This window comes from Ruegeria sp. S263, from assembly GCF_056780525.1.
In genome coordinates this window covers 1,023,310-1,037,671 of the sequence record NZ_CM165558.1, presented here as the reverse complement: position 1 = coordinate 1,037,671, position 14,362 = coordinate 1,023,310, and the positions used below count along the sequence as shown (strand labels likewise).

The window sequence follows — 14,362 nt, the reverse complement described above, 5'->3', positions numbered from 1 at the left end:
AGATGTTCGGATTGTTACGCCTTCCCATTCTGATGATGATCGCCTTTATTGTCGGCGTGTTCTTCGAACGCTCGAACCAGCGCGAGGTGTGCGAAACACGCGGGCAATGGGAAGACGGGCTATGTGTGACGGATGGGACAAATGAGTGATCTGATCTGCGTCGGCAGTATTGCCGGGTCGTATGGCGTGCGCGGCGAGGTGCGGCTGAAAAGCTACTGCGCCGTCCCCGAAGATATCGAAGCCTATTCGCCCCTGACCAACGAGGCGGGCGACGAGCGGTACCCTCTGGTCCTGACCCGTTTGATCAAGAATGGTTTCGCTGCCCGGTTGGGCGGCATCGAGACCAAGGAACAGGCTGATGCGCTGAAGGGTCTGCGCCTGTTTGCGCGCCGTGATCAATTGCCTTCATTGCCGGATGATGAGTTCTATCATACCGACCTGATCGGGCTTGAGGTCTATGACACCGGCGGCACCCTGCTGGGCCGGGTAAAGTCGGTGCAAAACCACGGCGCCGCTGATTTGTTGGAATTGCACGGGTCGGGGCTGAAATCCACCGTCCTGCTGCCTTTCACGCTTGAGGCCGTTCCGACCGTTGACCTTGAAAAAGGCCGTATCGTCGCCGATCCCCCTGAAGGTTTGATCTGATGCGGCGAATCCTGCTGCATTTGGGTTTACATAAAACAGGCACTACAGCTGCACAGTCTTTTCTTTTCGAAAACCGCGAACTGATCTGGCCCCACTTTGCGCTGGTGCTTCCTTACCGCACGCGCAATTCCGGTCTTTCACGGGCCGCCACCAATCATTCCGTCTATGGGCTGGCCGGGACTCTTTCAGAGTTCGAACGCCAGATATCGGCCTTTCTGGATACGCTCGATTTCGGTGAAAAGCGCGGGTTGATTGTCAGCGAAGAGAATTTCGCGGGCCTCCGTCCCAGCCGTAATCTGGAACAAGGTTACGCCGCCGCGCCCGAGCTTGCGGCCAGCCTTGTGAACGCTGTCCGGCATAGGTTTTCCGGGCAAGAGGTCGAGATTACCGTCTACCTGTCCCTTCGGCAGCGCGGAAGCTGGCTGCGCAGCCTTTGGGCGCACGATCTGCAACGTATGCGTCAAGTGCAGGATTTCGAAACATATTGCGAAAGCATGGAGACCCTCGCCCCGCTGCAAGCCACAGTGGACCGGATTAGCGAAGCGCTTCCGAATGTCACGGTTCTGTCCGAGTGGCTGGAAGATTTGCAAAAGCTGCGGTTTGGCCCGGGTGCGCCTTTTGCAGATCTTCTGGACCTGCACCAAGAAAAAGCCAACCTGCTGGCCCCGCCTGCACACTCCAACCCCAGACTGCCAGAGGACGTTCTGGCAGAATTGCTGGACCTGAATCGTTCTCGTCTGGACGAGGCCGCTCTGGTCGCGCAAAAGAAGGCCATCGTCGAACACGCGCAAAAGGCTCTGATTGGCACGATATGACTGACAAACCTTCAAAGTCCCACGGTCGCAAGGCGATCCGACCGACCCTGAAACCGCGTGAACTGCTGACCCCAACACCGGACCTGCACGGCGTGTGGAAAGCAAAGATCATCACGCTGTTCCCGTCGGCCTTTCCCGGTGTGCTGGGCGAAAGTCTGACTGGCAAAGCATTGCAAGAAGGGTTGTGGCAGCTAGAGACAATCGACCTGCGTCAGTTCGGCGTTGGCAAGCACCGCAATGTGGACGACACCCCAGCCGGAGGCGGCGCAGGAATGGTTCTGCGCGCCGATGTTTTGGGCGAGGCGATTGAACATACGATGGCGGGGGTGCGTGGGAATTGGCCGTTGATCTATCTCAGCCCGCGCGGACGCCGGATGGACCAGCGCATGATGCAGAACCTTGCGCGTTGTGACGGCATGACCCTGCTTTGCGGTCGGTTTGAGGGCGTGGACGAGCGTGTGCTTGAGCATTACGGCGTTCAGGAGGTCTCGTTGGGCGATTTTGTCATGACAGGCGGCGAAATCGCCGCTCAGGCGCTGATTGACGCAACGGTGCGTCTGATCCCCGGCGTTTTGGGCAACCAAGCCTCAGCCGAGGAGGAAAGCTTTTCATCCGGGCTGTTGGAACACCCGCAATATACTCGCCCCGCCGAATGGAAGGGGCGTGCAATCCCCGATATCCTGATGTCCGGTCACCACGGTCGCATCGCTGATTGGCGGCACGACATGTCCGAGCAGATCACCCGCGAACGCCGGCCCGACCTGTGGGACGCCTATCGCAAGTCGCGCGACTAACCTGCTTTCCACCGCGTCCAGATATCGGGCGGGCCATTGAACGTATTGATATCCACCGGCCCATCTACGCCGGGAACCAGCCCGGTTCCGGTGTACTGCCAAAACCGCCAGACCGCTTTGGGATAAACGGTGCGCGGATGCCCCGCGACAGACCGCAGCCAGAATTCGGTCTTTGGCAGGCGGCCGATTTCTGTATCGCCATAGAAATCCACGGTCGTATAGACGATCGGACGGCGCCCATAGTGACGTTCCAAAATATCAAGGAACCGCTGTGCCTCGGCCCGAACGGTTGCGCCATCGGGGCGCAAAGTGCAGGTCTTGGAATGCGGCGTCCACTCCATGTCCAGCACATGCGGCAGGTCTGATCCTTGGGGCACGTTCTGGATGAACCAGCGCGCCTGCTCATGGGCGGGACGGCAGAAATAGTAATAGTGATACGCGCCCCATGGTACCCCAGCCGCGCGCGCGCCGCCGCGATGCGCTTCAAACATCGGGTCTGCGACGTCCCCGCCCTCGGTGGCCTTGATGAATACGAAGCTGACACCTGACGCCTTGGCGCGCCGCCAGTCGATTGGCCCCTGCCACCGCGACACGTCCAGCCCGTGCACCGGGTATTGACCGGGATGCCGCCCCTCCCAGTCATGGGGGTCGGCATCGCCAAAGGATGGGAAGACCACCGAAGGCGACGTTGTATCCAGAAAGGCTTTGGCCTCGACCTGCTGCGGCGGAGGGCTGTTGCGACCGCAAGACAGGGTCGCAAAGGCAATGAATGCCAGCATCAGAGCTGTGCGCATGATCTGTTCCTGTATAAATTTCTGCTCGTATAATTGCCTTCCAGAATGCCTGATCGACCCCGTAAGGCAACGGTGTTGTTTTTGGGTGGCGAAAACTCACCAACCGGCCCTGTAAAATATGACGATTTGGGCTTGATCCCTGCGTTCAAAGCCCTTAAACGACCGCAATCCGGTGCCGCATTTGCGCGACTCCGGTGTTTTGGTTTGGTCCATGTCGTGACGCCCGGCTTTCTTCGGCCCCGGCGCGGCGGAACAAACCGCACCAAGGAACATTCGATCTGACCTCTGGCGGGCTGTACGCAGGACCCGGTGAAGACCAAGAGCTCTCAGCCCGTGCCCAAACTTCGTGGACCAACCACGAGCAGATAGGAGTGAATGCGATGGACTTGATCGCACAGCTTGAGGCGGAACAGATTGCCGCCCTGGGGAAAGATATCCCCGATTTCAAAGCCGGTGACACCATCCGTGTCGGCTTTAAAGTGACCGAAGGGTCGCGTACCCGTGTGCAGAACTACGAAGGTGTCTGCATCGCGCGCAAAGGTGGCAGCGGCATCGCCGGTTCGTTCACCGTCCGCAAAATTTCGTTCGGCGAAGGCGTGGAGCGTGTGTTCCCGCTGCATTCGACCAACATCGACAGCATCACCGTTGTCCGCCGCGGTCGCGTCCGTCGCGCCAAACTGTACTATCTGCGCACCCGTCGCGGTAAATCCGCACGTATCGCAGAGGTCACCAACTACAAGCCCAAGGCTGGCGCCGAGGCGTAAGGAGCGGAAAGATGAAAAAAGACATCCATCCCGACTACCACATCATCGACGTCAAACTGACCGATGGCACCGTGGTTCAGATGAAATCCACCTGGGGCGCCGAAGGCGACCAGTTGGCCTTGGAAATCGACCCCTCCGTGCACCCCGCATGGACCGGTGGCGGCGCGCGCCTGATGGACGCCGGCGGCCGCGTGTCGAAGTTCAAGAAGAAATACGAAGGTCTGGGCTTCTAAGCCTAACCCGGTTCAATTGCAAAAGGCCGTCCCTTCGGGCGGCCTTTTTCTTTTTCCGACACAGCAAGGGTCTTTGGACGCTGCTATCTGCACAAAGAACTATAGTGTCAGCGCAGGCGACGAAAAAACCCGAGGAGGCATCCAGAGCCTGCTTACTGCGCCTTACGCGTTAACTCGGCCGCGCTGTGCAATGGCGGCACCGGCCCACGCAGCAGCAGCAGCGCCAGCACCATTCCAATCAGTGCAGCAATGGCCGTGATCATCATCGCGCTGTCAAAGGCGTTGTCCTGCAAATCCCGCAAGGCTTTGGCCAATGCCGTTCCACTTTGCGGATCCATCCCGGCGATCAACTGCTGAATCTGGTTGGGCGTACCGTGCGTCAGCGCATGGGCCAGATCTTCGCGCTGCGTCGAGCCTGCGGGCAAGGCGTTAATCACCTCAGACAGGCCGCGACGGGTGGTGATCGCTTCGGCAAGTCCGCACACGACCGCCCCCAGAGTTGCCCCAAAATAAAGACATGCGTTTATCACGCCCGACCCCTGCCCCACATGCTCTTCCGGCAGCAGTCGCAGGCCGAGGCGCGGCAAAAGCGAGAAACAGATGCCCAGCCCGATCCCAACGACCATTAGCTTCCACCAGATTTCGCCATACTGCGTGTTATTCGTTGTGGCCATCAGCAACAGGAACCCGCACGCCATCGCCCCCAATCCGATGACAACGGGCCACGGGAAGCTGTAGGGGGCCAGAAACCGCGGTGCCGTGACCGAAATCACGAACATGCTAAGGCTGAGCGGCATGATCGCAAGCCCGGCGCCTACGGAGGAATACCCAAAGGCGTCCGGCGACTGTACGAAAGTGTTAAAATAGACAAAGAACCCAAACAGCGTGAAGCCGGTGAAAAACATCCCTGCCGCGGCCATGAAATAGCGTGGATGGCGAAAATACCTCAGCTCGATCAGCGGATCATCACTGCGGCGCGCTGCGAGAACAATACCGACAGTTGCCAGCGCTGCGACGGCCAGCGGCACCAGCGTCATGGGCGTGCCCCAACCGTTGCTTTCCCCGTTGCTGAGCGCAAAAGACAACGGCCCCAGAAACAGCAGGATTGCAATGGCCCCCAGAAAATCGAACCGCGCCCCGGCCAGACGCGTATCCGGGACATATATTTGCTTGCTGACGTTCAAACCGATGACAAACGCGATCACCAAAAGGATCAGATCGGTTGCAAACACGGCGCGTCAACTGACGTAATGGGCAAAGGCACCACCAACAATTGGACCAACGCCAATTGCCAAGCCTACGATGGCGCCCCAGGCTCCGGTCACGCTGGCGCGTTGTTCCTCGGGCGTCGCCGCAGTCAACAACGACAGAGAAGTGCCAAACAACGCCGCAGCGCCCGCCCCTTGTGCGCCGCGCCCAAGCAAAAGCATCGTGCCATCTTGGGCGAAAAGAACAAGAGAGGACCCAACCGCGAAGACGACCATGCCAAAGAAGAACACGCCCATCTTGCCCGTGATATCCCCCAACCGACTGACGATAGTCACCAAGGTGGCGCTGGCGACGGTGTAAGTCGCCATAACCCATTGCAGGCCCGACGGGGTCAGGTCGAACTCGGCCTTGAGGTTGGGCAGGATGGTCGCGACTGCCGTGGTGTTGAACCCAACAACCATCATGCAGATCGCGGTCATAGCCAGAACAACCCGTGCGCCATTGGGATGTGAATTCGTCTGTGACATCGCTCCGCCCTCACACCAACTGACGTCTTTGGGACGCCACATCAACACCTTAGCAGGTTTCTGCCCAGCGCACAGCCTCAGATCCAATAGGACAGGGCCAACGGCAAAACGACGATCGTTGCCAGTGTGGATACCAGAATAAATCCGGCCACGTCCGGGCCGTATTCCGGCATGTGCTGATCAATAAACAGGTAGGTCGCCACCGATGACGGCATCAGACAGCAAAGGATAACCGCCCCGCGCTCTGCCCCGGTAAAGCCGAATGCCCAAACCAAAGCGGTTGCTATCACAGTCGCCATAATCAGGTGCAACACGGTCAGGATCACAGCGCGGCCGAGGCGGTGCACCTGAAGGCTTGCCAGCGTGTGACCAAGTGTCAAAAGCATCAGCGGGATGGAAAGACCGCCAAGAAGATCAAACGACTTGGCCACAGGTTGCGGCAGGCTGTACCCCGTCGCCATCAGCGCCAGTGAAACAATAACCGCGTAGATGATCGGGGACGTGGCCAGTTTCTTCGGGGAAAATTCACCTGCCGGAATCCACATACCCACGGTGAAGATGCTGATCAGGACGACCACCACAAATCCCATCGTATAGGCCATCCCAGCGTCGCCCAGCGCCAAAAGCGTAATCGGCAGACCGATATTGCCGACATTGCCGTGCATCAAGGGCGTCAGAAACGCGCGAACCGGCAGGCGCATGGCCCTGAGCGCCACAAACCCCAATGCGCCAAAGCCTGCAATCGCCAGCGCCGCCGCAGCCATCACGTCCAAGAACGTGGCCACTGCGATCTTTGTCGTCGAAAGGTGCGAGATGATCAGCGTCGGATACCCAACCCGAGACACAATCCCACCGATGACCTTGTTGTCGAACGGGGCTTTGAACAACGCCAGGCTGTACCCGATCCCGGCGCAGATCAGCACGGGAAGGACCACGTTCAGCACATTCAGAAACAGATGGTCCACTGCAAGCCCCTGATCCAAATTCGTAATTTTGACAGTGAAACAGGTGGCAATGTTTGGCAAGCGCGCGACCAAATCCACCCTGAGATTTCAGCAACAGCGAATTTTATTGCGCGTTCACAGTGTTTCGGGTTCTTCCCTTCCCCGTTTCCACAACATATAGTGGTTTTCAACAACGTGTGGTCAAACACGGCGGGATGTGGGAATACAGGCATGGCACATATCATCGTAGTGGGGAACGAAAAGGGCGGCGCAGGCAAGTCGACCGTTTCGATGCACGTCGCCACAGCACTGGCACGGTTGGGCCATAAGGTCAGCACGCTAGACCTTGATCTTCGGCAGCGCAGCCTGGGGCGCTATTTCGAAAATCGCTCTAATTTCCTTAAAAATTCGGACCTGACCCTGCCGACACCGCGTCACCACGACCTGCCCGAGATCGACGCGACCAAATTGAAGCCGGGCGAGAACATCTATGACCACCGCCTGTCTGCTGCAGTTGCCGAATTGGAAAGCGACAGCGATTTCATCCTGATTGACTGCCCCGGCTCGCATACACGTCTTAGCCAAGTGGCGCATTCGCTGGCCGATACGCTGATCACGCCGCTGAATGACAGCTTCATCGACTTTGACCTGCTGGCGCGGATTGATTCAAAGGGCGAGAAAATCCTCGGCCCGTCGGTCTATTCCGAGATGGTCTGGAACGCACGTCAGTTGCGCGCGCAGGCGGGTTTGAAACCGATCGACTGGGTTGTCGTGCGCAACCGTGTAGGCACGCAGCGCATGGTCAACAAGGAAAAGATGCAACGCGCGATCGAGATGCTATCGCAGCGCATTGGCTTCCGCGTCGCCTCGGGCTTTTCCGAACGCGTGATTTTCCGCGAGTTGTTCCCACGTGGCCTGACCTTGCTGGACCTCAAGGATATCGGGGTCAAGCAGCTCAACATCTCGAACATCGCCGCGCGTCAGGAACTGCGTGACATGATGAAAGAGCTGAACCTGCCGGGCGTCGAGATCGACTTTTAACCGTTGTACACGGTAAACAGCTCTTTCGGTTCCGCCACGCCGCGCAGCATGTAACGACCGACCGAGATCAAATCCTGACTGCAGGGCATAGCCGCTTGCGCCACATCGTCTGAAATCAGAATGCGCTGACCCAGCGACCGGTGCATACCTGCGATCCTTGCCGTCTGATTTACCGCAGGCCCGATCACAGTGAAATCAAGGCGGCTTTCCGACCCGATGTTGCCGTACAAAATCTCACCCGCGTGAAGGGCCAGCGTGAAATTGGCAACCGGAAGGCCAGCGGCGCTGCGCTCTTCGTTCAGCGTCCTGATGCGTTCCTGCAGCATAGGCACGGCCTTCAAGGCCGCACGGGCGTCTTCGTCAATTTCGCCCACGTCGAACATGGCCATCAGCCCGTCGCCCATAAACTTCAGGATGTTTCCGTCATTGTCATGCACCACTCCGACGGCCACAGCCAGGTAGTCATTCAGCATTTCGATAATTTCGCTGCCCGGCAATTCTTCGGACAGGCTGGTGAACCCCTCCAGATCAAAGTTCCAGATCACGGCATCAATCTGCTGCAAAGACCCTCGCCGTATTTCGCCCGAAAGAACACGACGACCGGCTTCGCGCCCCAGATAGACACGCATCAGGTCCTTTGATACCCGCGCATTCGACGCCGATTTCAGGGCCAACCCCAAATGGGGCAACGCGGTATTTATCAACTCCAGATCGCCGTCACGGAACCCTTCTGGTGCGTTGGACGTCCAGGACAGCAACACCCCATCCACAGGCTTCTTGGCGTCCCGCGGCGCGTTATGGGTCGGGACATCAAACGTCACCCCACGCGCGTAATATTCGGTCGCCCCACTCTCTCTGAGATCATTGATCAGGGGAAACCGGCTGGGTTCGTTCTGATCCACCATGCGTTCATGCACAACCTCGACATCTTCGTTGAGAATGGCAAAAAGCGGGCTTTGCTGCCAATCCTCGCTGACATCTTCCGAGTACTCGAACTTTTGATAATCCCCGCCGCGCCCCTGGTACCAGCTATAGCCTGTACCGCCATAAACCGGGTGCAACGCGGATTGCGCCGCGTGAAACCGCATCAGCGGCACTCCCATATCGACAAGGCGCGTACAGTACCCGTCCAGAAGCTCTTCCTTTTCGGCACCAGCTAGGCCGCGCGATACCAGCCAATTGATAAGATCGTTCGTTTTCGCCGCGTTGGGGTCCGGGGCTGTCATGTCTAAATCCTGCGTCCACTCAGGGTTTCATCTGGGGTCATCACGAACAGATTACCAGTCCTCACATCATATCCGCCAGTCGCTGCAGCATTTGGCGCAACAGGGTAACCTCGTCCGCACTGAACATCCCCGCCAGCTTTGCGTCGTATCGCTGGGCAATATCGCATAATTCGCGATAAACCGTTTGCCCGGCGGCTGTCAGCGTCAGTATTTCAACCCTGCGATCTGTGTCGCTTCGTTTGCGTACCAGATATCTGCGCTGTTCAAGCCTGCTGACCGCACGACTGATCTTAGTCTTGTGGATCCGCGCGCGCTCACCAATCTCTTTCGCGGTCATTTCGCCGTAATTGCCCAGATGGAACAAAACGCGCCACTCGGTGCGCAACATCCCATACCGGTCCTTATAGGCGCGCTGAAACTCCAACGAACTTTCCTCGGCCGCCCGGTTCAGCAGATAGGGCAGGAAAACCCGCAGATCAAATTCATCTTTTTTGTCGGAATCCGCGCTAGTCATGCTTGTTAGTTACAAAATCAACTATTATCGGACAAGTAGCAAATGGAGGAACACGGGATGAATCGTCCGACTGATCCGCACAGCCTGACACAAGCCAGCAGCCCGGTAGGGACGCACGAAGGCTATATGCCCGGCTTTGGCAACGACTTCGAAACCGAGGCCCTGCCCGGCGCTTTGCCCCAAGGGATGAACAGCCCGCAGCGCTGCAATTACGGATTGTATGGTGAGCAACTCAGCGGCACCGCCTTTACGGCCAACCCGCCCGAGCGGACGTGGTGCTATCGTATCCGGCCTTCGGTAAAACATTCGCATCGCTACGAAAAGATCGACCTGCCCTATTGGAAATCTGCACCTTCTGTTGATCCGGATGTGATCAGTCTGGGCCAGTACCGCTGGGACGCGGTGGCCCATTCGGACGAAGGGCTGACATGGCTGACTGGGATGCGCACCATGACCACGGCTGGCGACGTGAACACGCAGGTGGGCATGGCCAGCCATATCTATCTGGTCACCGAATCCATGGTGGATGACTACTTCTTCTCAGCCGATTCCGAGCTGCTGGTTGTGCCGCAGGAAGGCCGCCTGCGCTTTGCGACCGAATTGGGGATCATCGACCTCGAGCCGAAAGAGATCGCCATCATCCCGCGCGGTCTGGTGTACCGGGTGGAGGTTCTGGAAGGTCCCGCGCGCGGGTTTGTCTGCGAAAACTACGGACAAAAGTTCGAATTGCCCGGCCGCGGTCCAATCGGGGCCAATTGCATGGCCAATCCGCGCGACTTCAAAGCCCCTGTCGCTGCGTTTGAGGACCGTGAGGTTCCCTCGACCGTCACTGTCAAATGGTGTGGTCAGTTCCATACGACGAAGATCGGTCAAAGCCCGCTGGACGTGGTGGCATGGCACGGCAATTACGCGCCCTATAAATACGACCTACGCACGTATTGCCCGGTCGGAGCGATCCTGTTCGATCACCCCGATCCGTCAATCTTTACCGTGCTGACAGCCCCATCAGGTCAGCCGGGTACGGCCAATATCGACTTTGTCCTATTCCGAGAACGCTGGATGGTGGCCGAAGACACGTTCCGTCCGCCGTGGTACCATAAGAACATCATGTCCGAGCTGATGGGCAACATCTACGGCCAGTACGACGCCAAACCTCAGGGCTTTGTTCCCGGTGGAATGAGCCTGCACAACATGATGCTGCCGCACGGCCCCGACCGCGAGGCGTTCGACAACGCGTCAAACTCCAACCTTGGGCCAGACAAGCTGGACAACACCATGTCCTTCATGTTCGAAACCCGGTTCCCTCAGCATTTGACCCGATTTGCAGCAAGTGAAGCCCCGCTGCAGGATGACTACATTGACTGCTGGACCTCTCTTGAGAAAAAGTTTGACGGTACGCCGGGGAAAAAGTGATGAGCTTCGATATCTGGATCACCTATATCGCAACAGTGCTGCTGTTGATGAGTACACCGGGCCCCAGCCAGTTGCTGATGCTGTCGAATTCGGCGGCCAACGGGTTGAAGCGCGGCCTATTCACAGCGGCAGGCGATCTGACGGCGAACCTGCTGCAGATGCTGGCGGCTGGACTGGGCCTTGCCGCAATCATCGCAGCGTCGGGCACAGCGCTGGCGGTGATCAAATGGCTGGGCGTTGCTTATCTGGTTTATCTTGGACTTCGCATGATTGTGAAAACCGGAGGGAAGCAGACCCAATCGGCGCGACCTGCCAGTCGCAAAGCGCTCTGGACGCAGGGCTTTGTCACCTCGGCCGCGAACCCCAAGGCCGTGGTTTTTTTCGCGGCGCTGTTTCCCCTGTTCATCGACGGGGCGCTTCCGTTCTGGCCACAATTCGCAATCCTCTCGGCCACATACCTGACACTCGATGGGCTATTCCTGACCGCATATGGCGGCAGCGCCAGTTGGCTGGCCACGCGCTTGAGAGGGTCCGCCAGGCTGTGGTTGGATCGGGCCGGTGGCAGCTTCATGATATTGGCGGCCCTTCTGCTGGGCCTGAAATCCCTGCGAGATACTTAAAAAATCAGAAAACAAGGATCACTGATGCCTTTAAAGACATCCTGGGTGGCTTCGGCCAATGACGCCCACCACCCATTTCCGCTGAACAACCTGCCTTATGGCGTATTCTCGACCGAAGGCGATGAACCGCGCTGCGGCGTGGCGATCGGTGACATGATCTTTGATGTCACCGCCGCCGAAGCCGAAGGTTTGATCCAATTGGCGGACGAGCCGCTGTTCGACCTGCCCTTCTGGAACCCGCTGATGGAACAAGGCCCAGCGGTCTGGGCTGCGCTGCGGGACCGGCTGACAGACCTTCTGGCCGAGGGCAGCGAGACACGGTCCGACATTGAACACCTGCTGGTCGCCCAAAGCGACGCCGAGATGCACATGCCTGTCGCGGTCAGCGAATACACCGATTTTTACGCCGGACGGCATCACGCGCAGAATGTCGGCACCATGTTCCGTGGCCCCGATAACGCCCTGCCGCCGAACTGGTTGCACATTCCGATTGGCTATAACGGTCGCGCGTCTTCGGTGGTGGTTTCCGGCACCGATATTCGCCGCCCTTGGGGTCAGTTGAAATCGCCCGACCACGACCGCCCGGCCTTTTTGCCCAGCCGTCGTTTCGACATAGAACTGGAAATGGGCGCGCTCGTGGGCACGCCTTCGGATGGGCCCATCACGGTGCAAGAAGCCGACAATAATATCTTTGGCTATGTCCTGCTGAACGATTGGTCCGCGCGTGACATTCAGGCGTGGGAATATCAGCCGCTTGGACCCTTTCAAGCCAAGGCCACAGCGACATCCATCAGCCCCTGGATTGTCACCAAGGCGGCACTGGAACCGTTCCGATGCGACACCCCTGCGCGCGAATTCGAGTTGCTGGATCACCTGAAAGACTGCGGCCCGATGCTGTATGACATTGATCTGTCGGTAACAATGGCACCCGAAGGGAAGCCCGCCACAACAATCGCCAGAACGAATTACAAAGAGATGTACTATTCCTCGGCGCAGCAACTGGCCCATCACTCGACCTCGGGCTGCCCGATGAACACAGGCGATCTGCTGGGGTCCGGCACAATATCGGGGCCAACAAAGCCCGAGCGCGGCTCGCTTCTGGAACTGAGCTGGGGCGGGAAAGAACCGCTTACTCTGGACACGGGCGAATCCCGTACCTTTATCGAAGACGGCGATACCCTGACCCTGACCGGTGAGGCGAAGGGCGAAGGCTACACAATCGGGTTTGGTGACTGCGTGGGCACGGTCCTGCCTGCCCTGCAAGACCCTTACGGGCGCTAACCCATGACGGCGAACCCCACGTATGTCGGATACATCGCGATGAGCCTGGACGGATTCATCGCTGATCCCGACGGCAGTGTCGATTGGCTGAACCCGTTCAACGAAGCCCTGGCCTCGGACGGGGGCTATGGAGAATTCATATCGTCCATCGACGCGCTGATCATGGGTCGCGCGACTTATGATCAGGTTCTTGGATGGGGCTGGCCATATGACGAACGGCCCGCCTATGTGTTGACCCGGCAGACCAAGATCAAAGGCCCACACATCGCCGCTGCGGGCTGCATAGAGTCCCTGAAAACTGCCATTTTGGAAGCCGGGCATAAGAAGGTCTGGATTCTTGGCGGTGGCAAAACACAGCGGGCAGCGATTGACGCCGGAATGTTCGACACGCTTCGTGTTTTTATCATGCCAACCCTGCTTGGTCAGGGACTGCCCTGTTTTGCCGCCGGAAAACAGCACGATCTGACGCTGCTGGACGTCACAAAACTGCCGGGCGGCATTCTGCAAATCGACTACAAAATAAAAGGTTGAACGATGGCAAAAGCTTTCGCGTCCCAAGGGGACATGTCTGAAAAGAACATCTCGTTTACTGAGGTAGGCGAAGGCCTATACGCCTTCACCGCCGAAGGGGATCCGAATTCTGGTGTCATCATCGGCGACGACAGCGTGATGATTATCGAGGCACAGGCAACGCCGCGTCTGGCAAACAAGGTCATCGAATGCGTTCGCTCGGTTACGGACAAACCCATTACCCACGTCGCGCTGACCCACTATCACGCTGTCAGGGTGCTGGGTGCCAGCGCCTTTGGTGCGCAACAGATCATTATGTCCGCCATGGCCCGAGCCATGGTCGTGGAACGCGGGCAGGAAGACTGGGACAGCGAATTCCAACGCTTCCCTCGGCTGTTCGAAGGACACGAAAGCATCCCCGGCCTGACATGGCCCACCTCCACCTTCAGCGACACGATGACCGTCTATCTAGGCAACCGCCGGGTTGATCTGATGCATCTGGGCCGCGCGCACACGGCAGGCGATATCGTGATCCACGTGCCCGATCAGAACGTTATGTTTACCGGTGACATCGTCGAATATCACTCGGCCTGCTACTGCGGTGATGGTCATTTCAGCGATTGGGGCGACACGCTGGACGAAATCAAGTGGTTCGATGTCGATGCAATTGCACCGGGACGCGGGGACGCGTTGGTTGGCAAAAGCATGGTGAATGCCGCGATTGAAAACACACGCGACTTTGTGGAAAGCACCTATCGTCCGGCGGCCAGGGTTGCCGCACGTGGCGGTTCATTGAAAGAAGCTTGGGATGCCGTTCGCGCCGAATGCGATCCCAAATTCTCGGACTACGCAATCTACGAACATTGCCTGCCATTCAACGTCGCCCGCGCCTATGACGAAGCGCGCGGCATCGACACTCCGCGCATCTGGACCGCGCAGCGCGATCTTGAAATGTGGGAGGCATTGCAGGGCTAGGGACATACCGTCGCATTTGATCCAGATCGTTTTGCGCCGGAAAAATCAGTGAAATCA

Annotated in this window: 16 protein-coding genes and 1 pseudogene; 12 read left to right on the top strand and 5 right to left on the bottom strand. The window is 58.2% G+C overall.

The genetic code is table 11. The annotated features are described in order from the left end of the window. Positions 1 to 2 precede the first annotated feature (2 nt). From ACT2B1_RS05110 to trmD, 4 genes are read left to right on the top strand one after another with little or no spacing between them, the layout of a single operon-like run. Entirely contained in the window at positions 3 to 149 is a 147-nt protein-coding gene (locus tag ACT2B1_RS05110; RefSeq protein ID WP_171125351.1) for a hypothetical protein, read from the top strand. Beyond that, on the top strand, positions 142 to 645 hold the full coding sequence (rimM, locus tag ACT2B1_RS05105; RefSeq protein ID WP_171241382.1) for a ribosome maturation factor RimM: 504 nt from the start codon (positions 142 to 144) through the stop codon (positions 643 to 645). The genes ACT2B1_RS05110 and rimM overlap by 8 nt, the downstream gene beginning before the upstream one ends. Next, the gene (locus ACT2B1_RS05100; protein ID WP_481668697.1) at positions 645 to 1,460 is read left to right on the top strand and encodes a hypothetical protein; all 816 of its coding nucleotides are present in this window, start codon (positions 645 to 647) and stop codon (positions 1,458 to 1,460) included. Before rimM ends, ACT2B1_RS05100 begins: the two co-directional genes overlap by 1 nt. Next, positions 1,457 to 2,254, top strand: a complete 798-nt coding sequence (trmD, locus tag ACT2B1_RS05095) for a tRNA (guanosine(37)-N1)-methyltransferase TrmD (RefSeq protein ID WP_171126891.1) — start codon at positions 1,457 to 1,459, stop codon at positions 2,252 to 2,254. The genes ACT2B1_RS05100 and trmD overlap by 4 nt, the downstream gene beginning before the upstream one ends. Here the strand turns inward: trmD and ACT2B1_RS05090 are convergent. Beyond that, entirely contained in the window at positions 2,251 to 3,048 is a 798-nt protein-coding gene (locus tag ACT2B1_RS05090; RefSeq protein WP_481668696.1) for a glycoside hydrolase family 25 protein, read from the bottom strand. The two genes, trmD and ACT2B1_RS05090, sit on opposite strands and share 4 nt — an antisense overlap. 380 nt (positions 3,049 to 3,428) lie before the next feature. Here ACT2B1_RS05090 and rplS point away from each other — a divergent pair, with 380 nt between their 5' ends. Beyond that, on the top strand, positions 3,429 to 3,812 hold the full coding sequence (rplS, locus tag ACT2B1_RS05085) for a 50S ribosomal protein L19 (RefSeq protein ID WP_039541573.1): 384 nt from the start codon (positions 3,429 to 3,431) through the stop codon (positions 3,810 to 3,812). An 11-nt stretch (positions 3,813 to 3,823) separates the two neighbouring features. Further along, entirely contained in the window at positions 3,824 to 4,045 is a 222-nt protein-coding gene (rpmE, locus tag ACT2B1_RS05080; RefSeq protein ID WP_170388151.1) for a 50S ribosomal protein L31, read from the top strand. Between the two features lie 152 nt (positions 4,046 to 4,197). Here the strand turns inward: rpmE and ACT2B1_RS05075 are convergent. Further along, a pseudogene (locus ACT2B1_RS05075) lies at positions 4,198 to 5,715 on the bottom strand (MFS transporter). 143 nt (positions 5,716 to 5,858) lie between these two features. Then, positions 5,859 to 6,746, bottom strand: a complete 888-nt coding sequence (locus ACT2B1_RS05070; protein WP_481668695.1) for an AEC family transporter — start codon at positions 6,744 to 6,746, stop codon at positions 5,859 to 5,861. Between the two features lie 210 nt (positions 6,747 to 6,956). Between ACT2B1_RS05070 and ACT2B1_RS05065 the strand changes: the two genes are divergently transcribed. After that, on the top strand, positions 6,957 to 7,766 hold the full coding sequence (locus ACT2B1_RS05065) for a division plane positioning ATPase MipZ (RefSeq protein ID WP_171125364.1): 810 nt from the start codon (positions 6,957 to 6,959) through the stop codon (positions 7,764 to 7,766). Here the strand turns inward: ACT2B1_RS05065 and ACT2B1_RS05060 are convergent. Together ACT2B1_RS05060 and ACT2B1_RS05055 are read right to left on the bottom strand one after the other, a co-directional pair. Continuing rightward, positions 7,763 to 8,992 carry an adenylate/guanylate cyclase domain-containing protein gene (locus ACT2B1_RS05060; protein WP_481668694.1) on the bottom strand — a complete coding sequence of 410 codons (1,230 nt, stop codon included), beginning with the start codon at positions 8,990 to 8,992 and terminating at the stop codon, positions 7,763 to 7,765. The two genes, ACT2B1_RS05065 and ACT2B1_RS05060, sit on opposite strands and share 4 nt — an antisense overlap. 61 nt (positions 8,993 to 9,053) lie before the next feature. Further along, a complete protein-coding gene (locus ACT2B1_RS05055) occupies positions 9,054 to 9,506 on the bottom strand; it encodes a MarR family winged helix-turn-helix transcriptional regulator (RefSeq protein ID WP_171125368.1) in 453 nt (150 codons plus the stop codon). Positions 9,507 to 9,563: 57 nt separating this feature from the next. On the opposite strand from ACT2B1_RS05055, the gene hmgA reads away from it, so the two are divergent. Genes hmgA through ACT2B1_RS05030 form a run of 5 tightly spaced genes read left to right on the top strand, consistent with a single transcriptional unit; the run spans position 9,564 to position 14,305 of the window. After that, positions 9,564 to 10,919 (top strand): homogentisate 1,2-dioxygenase, encoded by a 1,356-nt coding sequence (gene hmgA, locus ACT2B1_RS05050; protein ID WP_171125370.1) that lies wholly within the window; start codon positions 9,564 to 9,566, stop codon positions 10,917 to 10,919. Further along, positions 10,919 to 11,539, top strand: a complete 621-nt coding sequence (locus ACT2B1_RS05045; RefSeq protein WP_171241388.1) for a LysE family translocator — start codon at positions 10,919 to 10,921, stop codon at positions 11,537 to 11,539. Before hmgA ends, ACT2B1_RS05045 begins: the two co-directional genes overlap by 1 nt. Before the next feature lie 24 nt (positions 11,540 to 11,563). Further along, the gene (gene fahA, locus ACT2B1_RS05040) at positions 11,564 to 12,820 is read left to right on the top strand and encodes a fumarylacetoacetase (protein ID WP_171125374.1); all 1,257 of its coding nucleotides are present in this window, start codon (positions 11,564 to 11,566) and stop codon (positions 12,818 to 12,820) included. Between the two features lie 3 nt (positions 12,821 to 12,823). Continuing rightward, entirely contained in the window at positions 12,824 to 13,351 is a 528-nt protein-coding gene (locus ACT2B1_RS05035) for a dihydrofolate reductase family protein (RefSeq protein ID WP_481668693.1), read from the top strand. Between the two features lie 3 nt (positions 13,352 to 13,354). Continuing rightward, positions 13,355 to 14,305 (top strand): MBL fold metallo-hydrolase, encoded by a 951-nt coding sequence (locus tag ACT2B1_RS05030; protein ID WP_171241390.1) that lies wholly within the window; start codon positions 13,355 to 13,357, stop codon positions 14,303 to 14,305. Positions 14,306 to 14,362: the final 57 nt, after the last annotated feature.

Excerpts from the sequence above, each read along its gene's own strand:
- ACT2B1_RS05110 (WP_171125351.1), top strand. The coding sequence starts at position 3 with ATGTTCGGATTGTTACGCCTTCCCATTCTGATGATGATCGCCTTTATT.
- rimM (WP_171241382.1), top strand. The coding sequence starts at position 142 with ATGAGTGATCTGATCTGCGTCGGCAGTATTGCCGGGTCGTATGGCGTG.
- ACT2B1_RS05100 (WP_481668697.1), top strand. The coding sequence starts at position 645 with ATGCGGCGAATCCTGCTGCATTTGGGTTTACATAAAACAGGCACTACA.
- trmD (WP_171126891.1), top strand. The coding sequence starts at position 1,457 with ATGACTGACAAACCTTCAAAGTCCCACGGTCGCAAGGCGATCCGACCG.
- ACT2B1_RS05090 (WP_481668696.1), bottom strand. The coding sequence starts at position 3,048 with ATGCGCACAGCTCTGATGCTGGCATTCATTGCCTTTGCGACCCTGTCT.
- rplS (WP_039541573.1), top strand. The coding sequence starts at position 3,429 with ATGGACTTGATCGCACAGCTTGAGGCGGAACAGATTGCCGCCCTGGGG.
- rpmE (WP_170388151.1), top strand. The coding sequence starts at position 3,824 with ATGAAAAAAGACATCCATCCCGACTACCACATCATCGACGTCAAACTG.
- ACT2B1_RS05065 (WP_171125364.1), top strand. The coding sequence starts at position 6,957 with ATGGCACATATCATCGTAGTGGGGAACGAAAAGGGCGGCGCAGGCAAG.
- ACT2B1_RS05060 (WP_481668694.1), bottom strand. The coding sequence starts at position 8,992 with ATGACAGCCCCGGACCCCAACGCGGCGAAAACGAACGATCTTATCAAT.
- ACT2B1_RS05055 (WP_171125368.1), bottom strand. The coding sequence starts at position 9,506 with ATGACTAGCGCGGATTCCGACAAAAAAGATGAATTTGATCTGCGGGTT.
- hmgA (WP_171125370.1), top strand. The coding sequence starts at position 9,564 with ATGAATCGTCCGACTGATCCGCACAGCCTGACACAAGCCAGCAGCCCG.
- ACT2B1_RS05045 (WP_171241388.1), top strand. The coding sequence starts at position 10,919 with ATGAGCTTCGATATCTGGATCACCTATATCGCAACAGTGCTGCTGTTG.
- fahA (WP_171125374.1), top strand. The coding sequence starts at position 11,564 with ATGCCTTTAAAGACATCCTGGGTGGCTTCGGCCAATGACGCCCACCAC.
- ACT2B1_RS05035 (WP_481668693.1), top strand. The coding sequence starts at position 12,824 with ATGACGGCGAACCCCACGTATGTCGGATACATCGCGATGAGCCTGGAC.
- ACT2B1_RS05030 (WP_171241390.1), top strand. The coding sequence starts at position 13,355 with ATGGCAAAAGCTTTCGCGTCCCAAGGGGACATGTCTGAAAAGAACATC.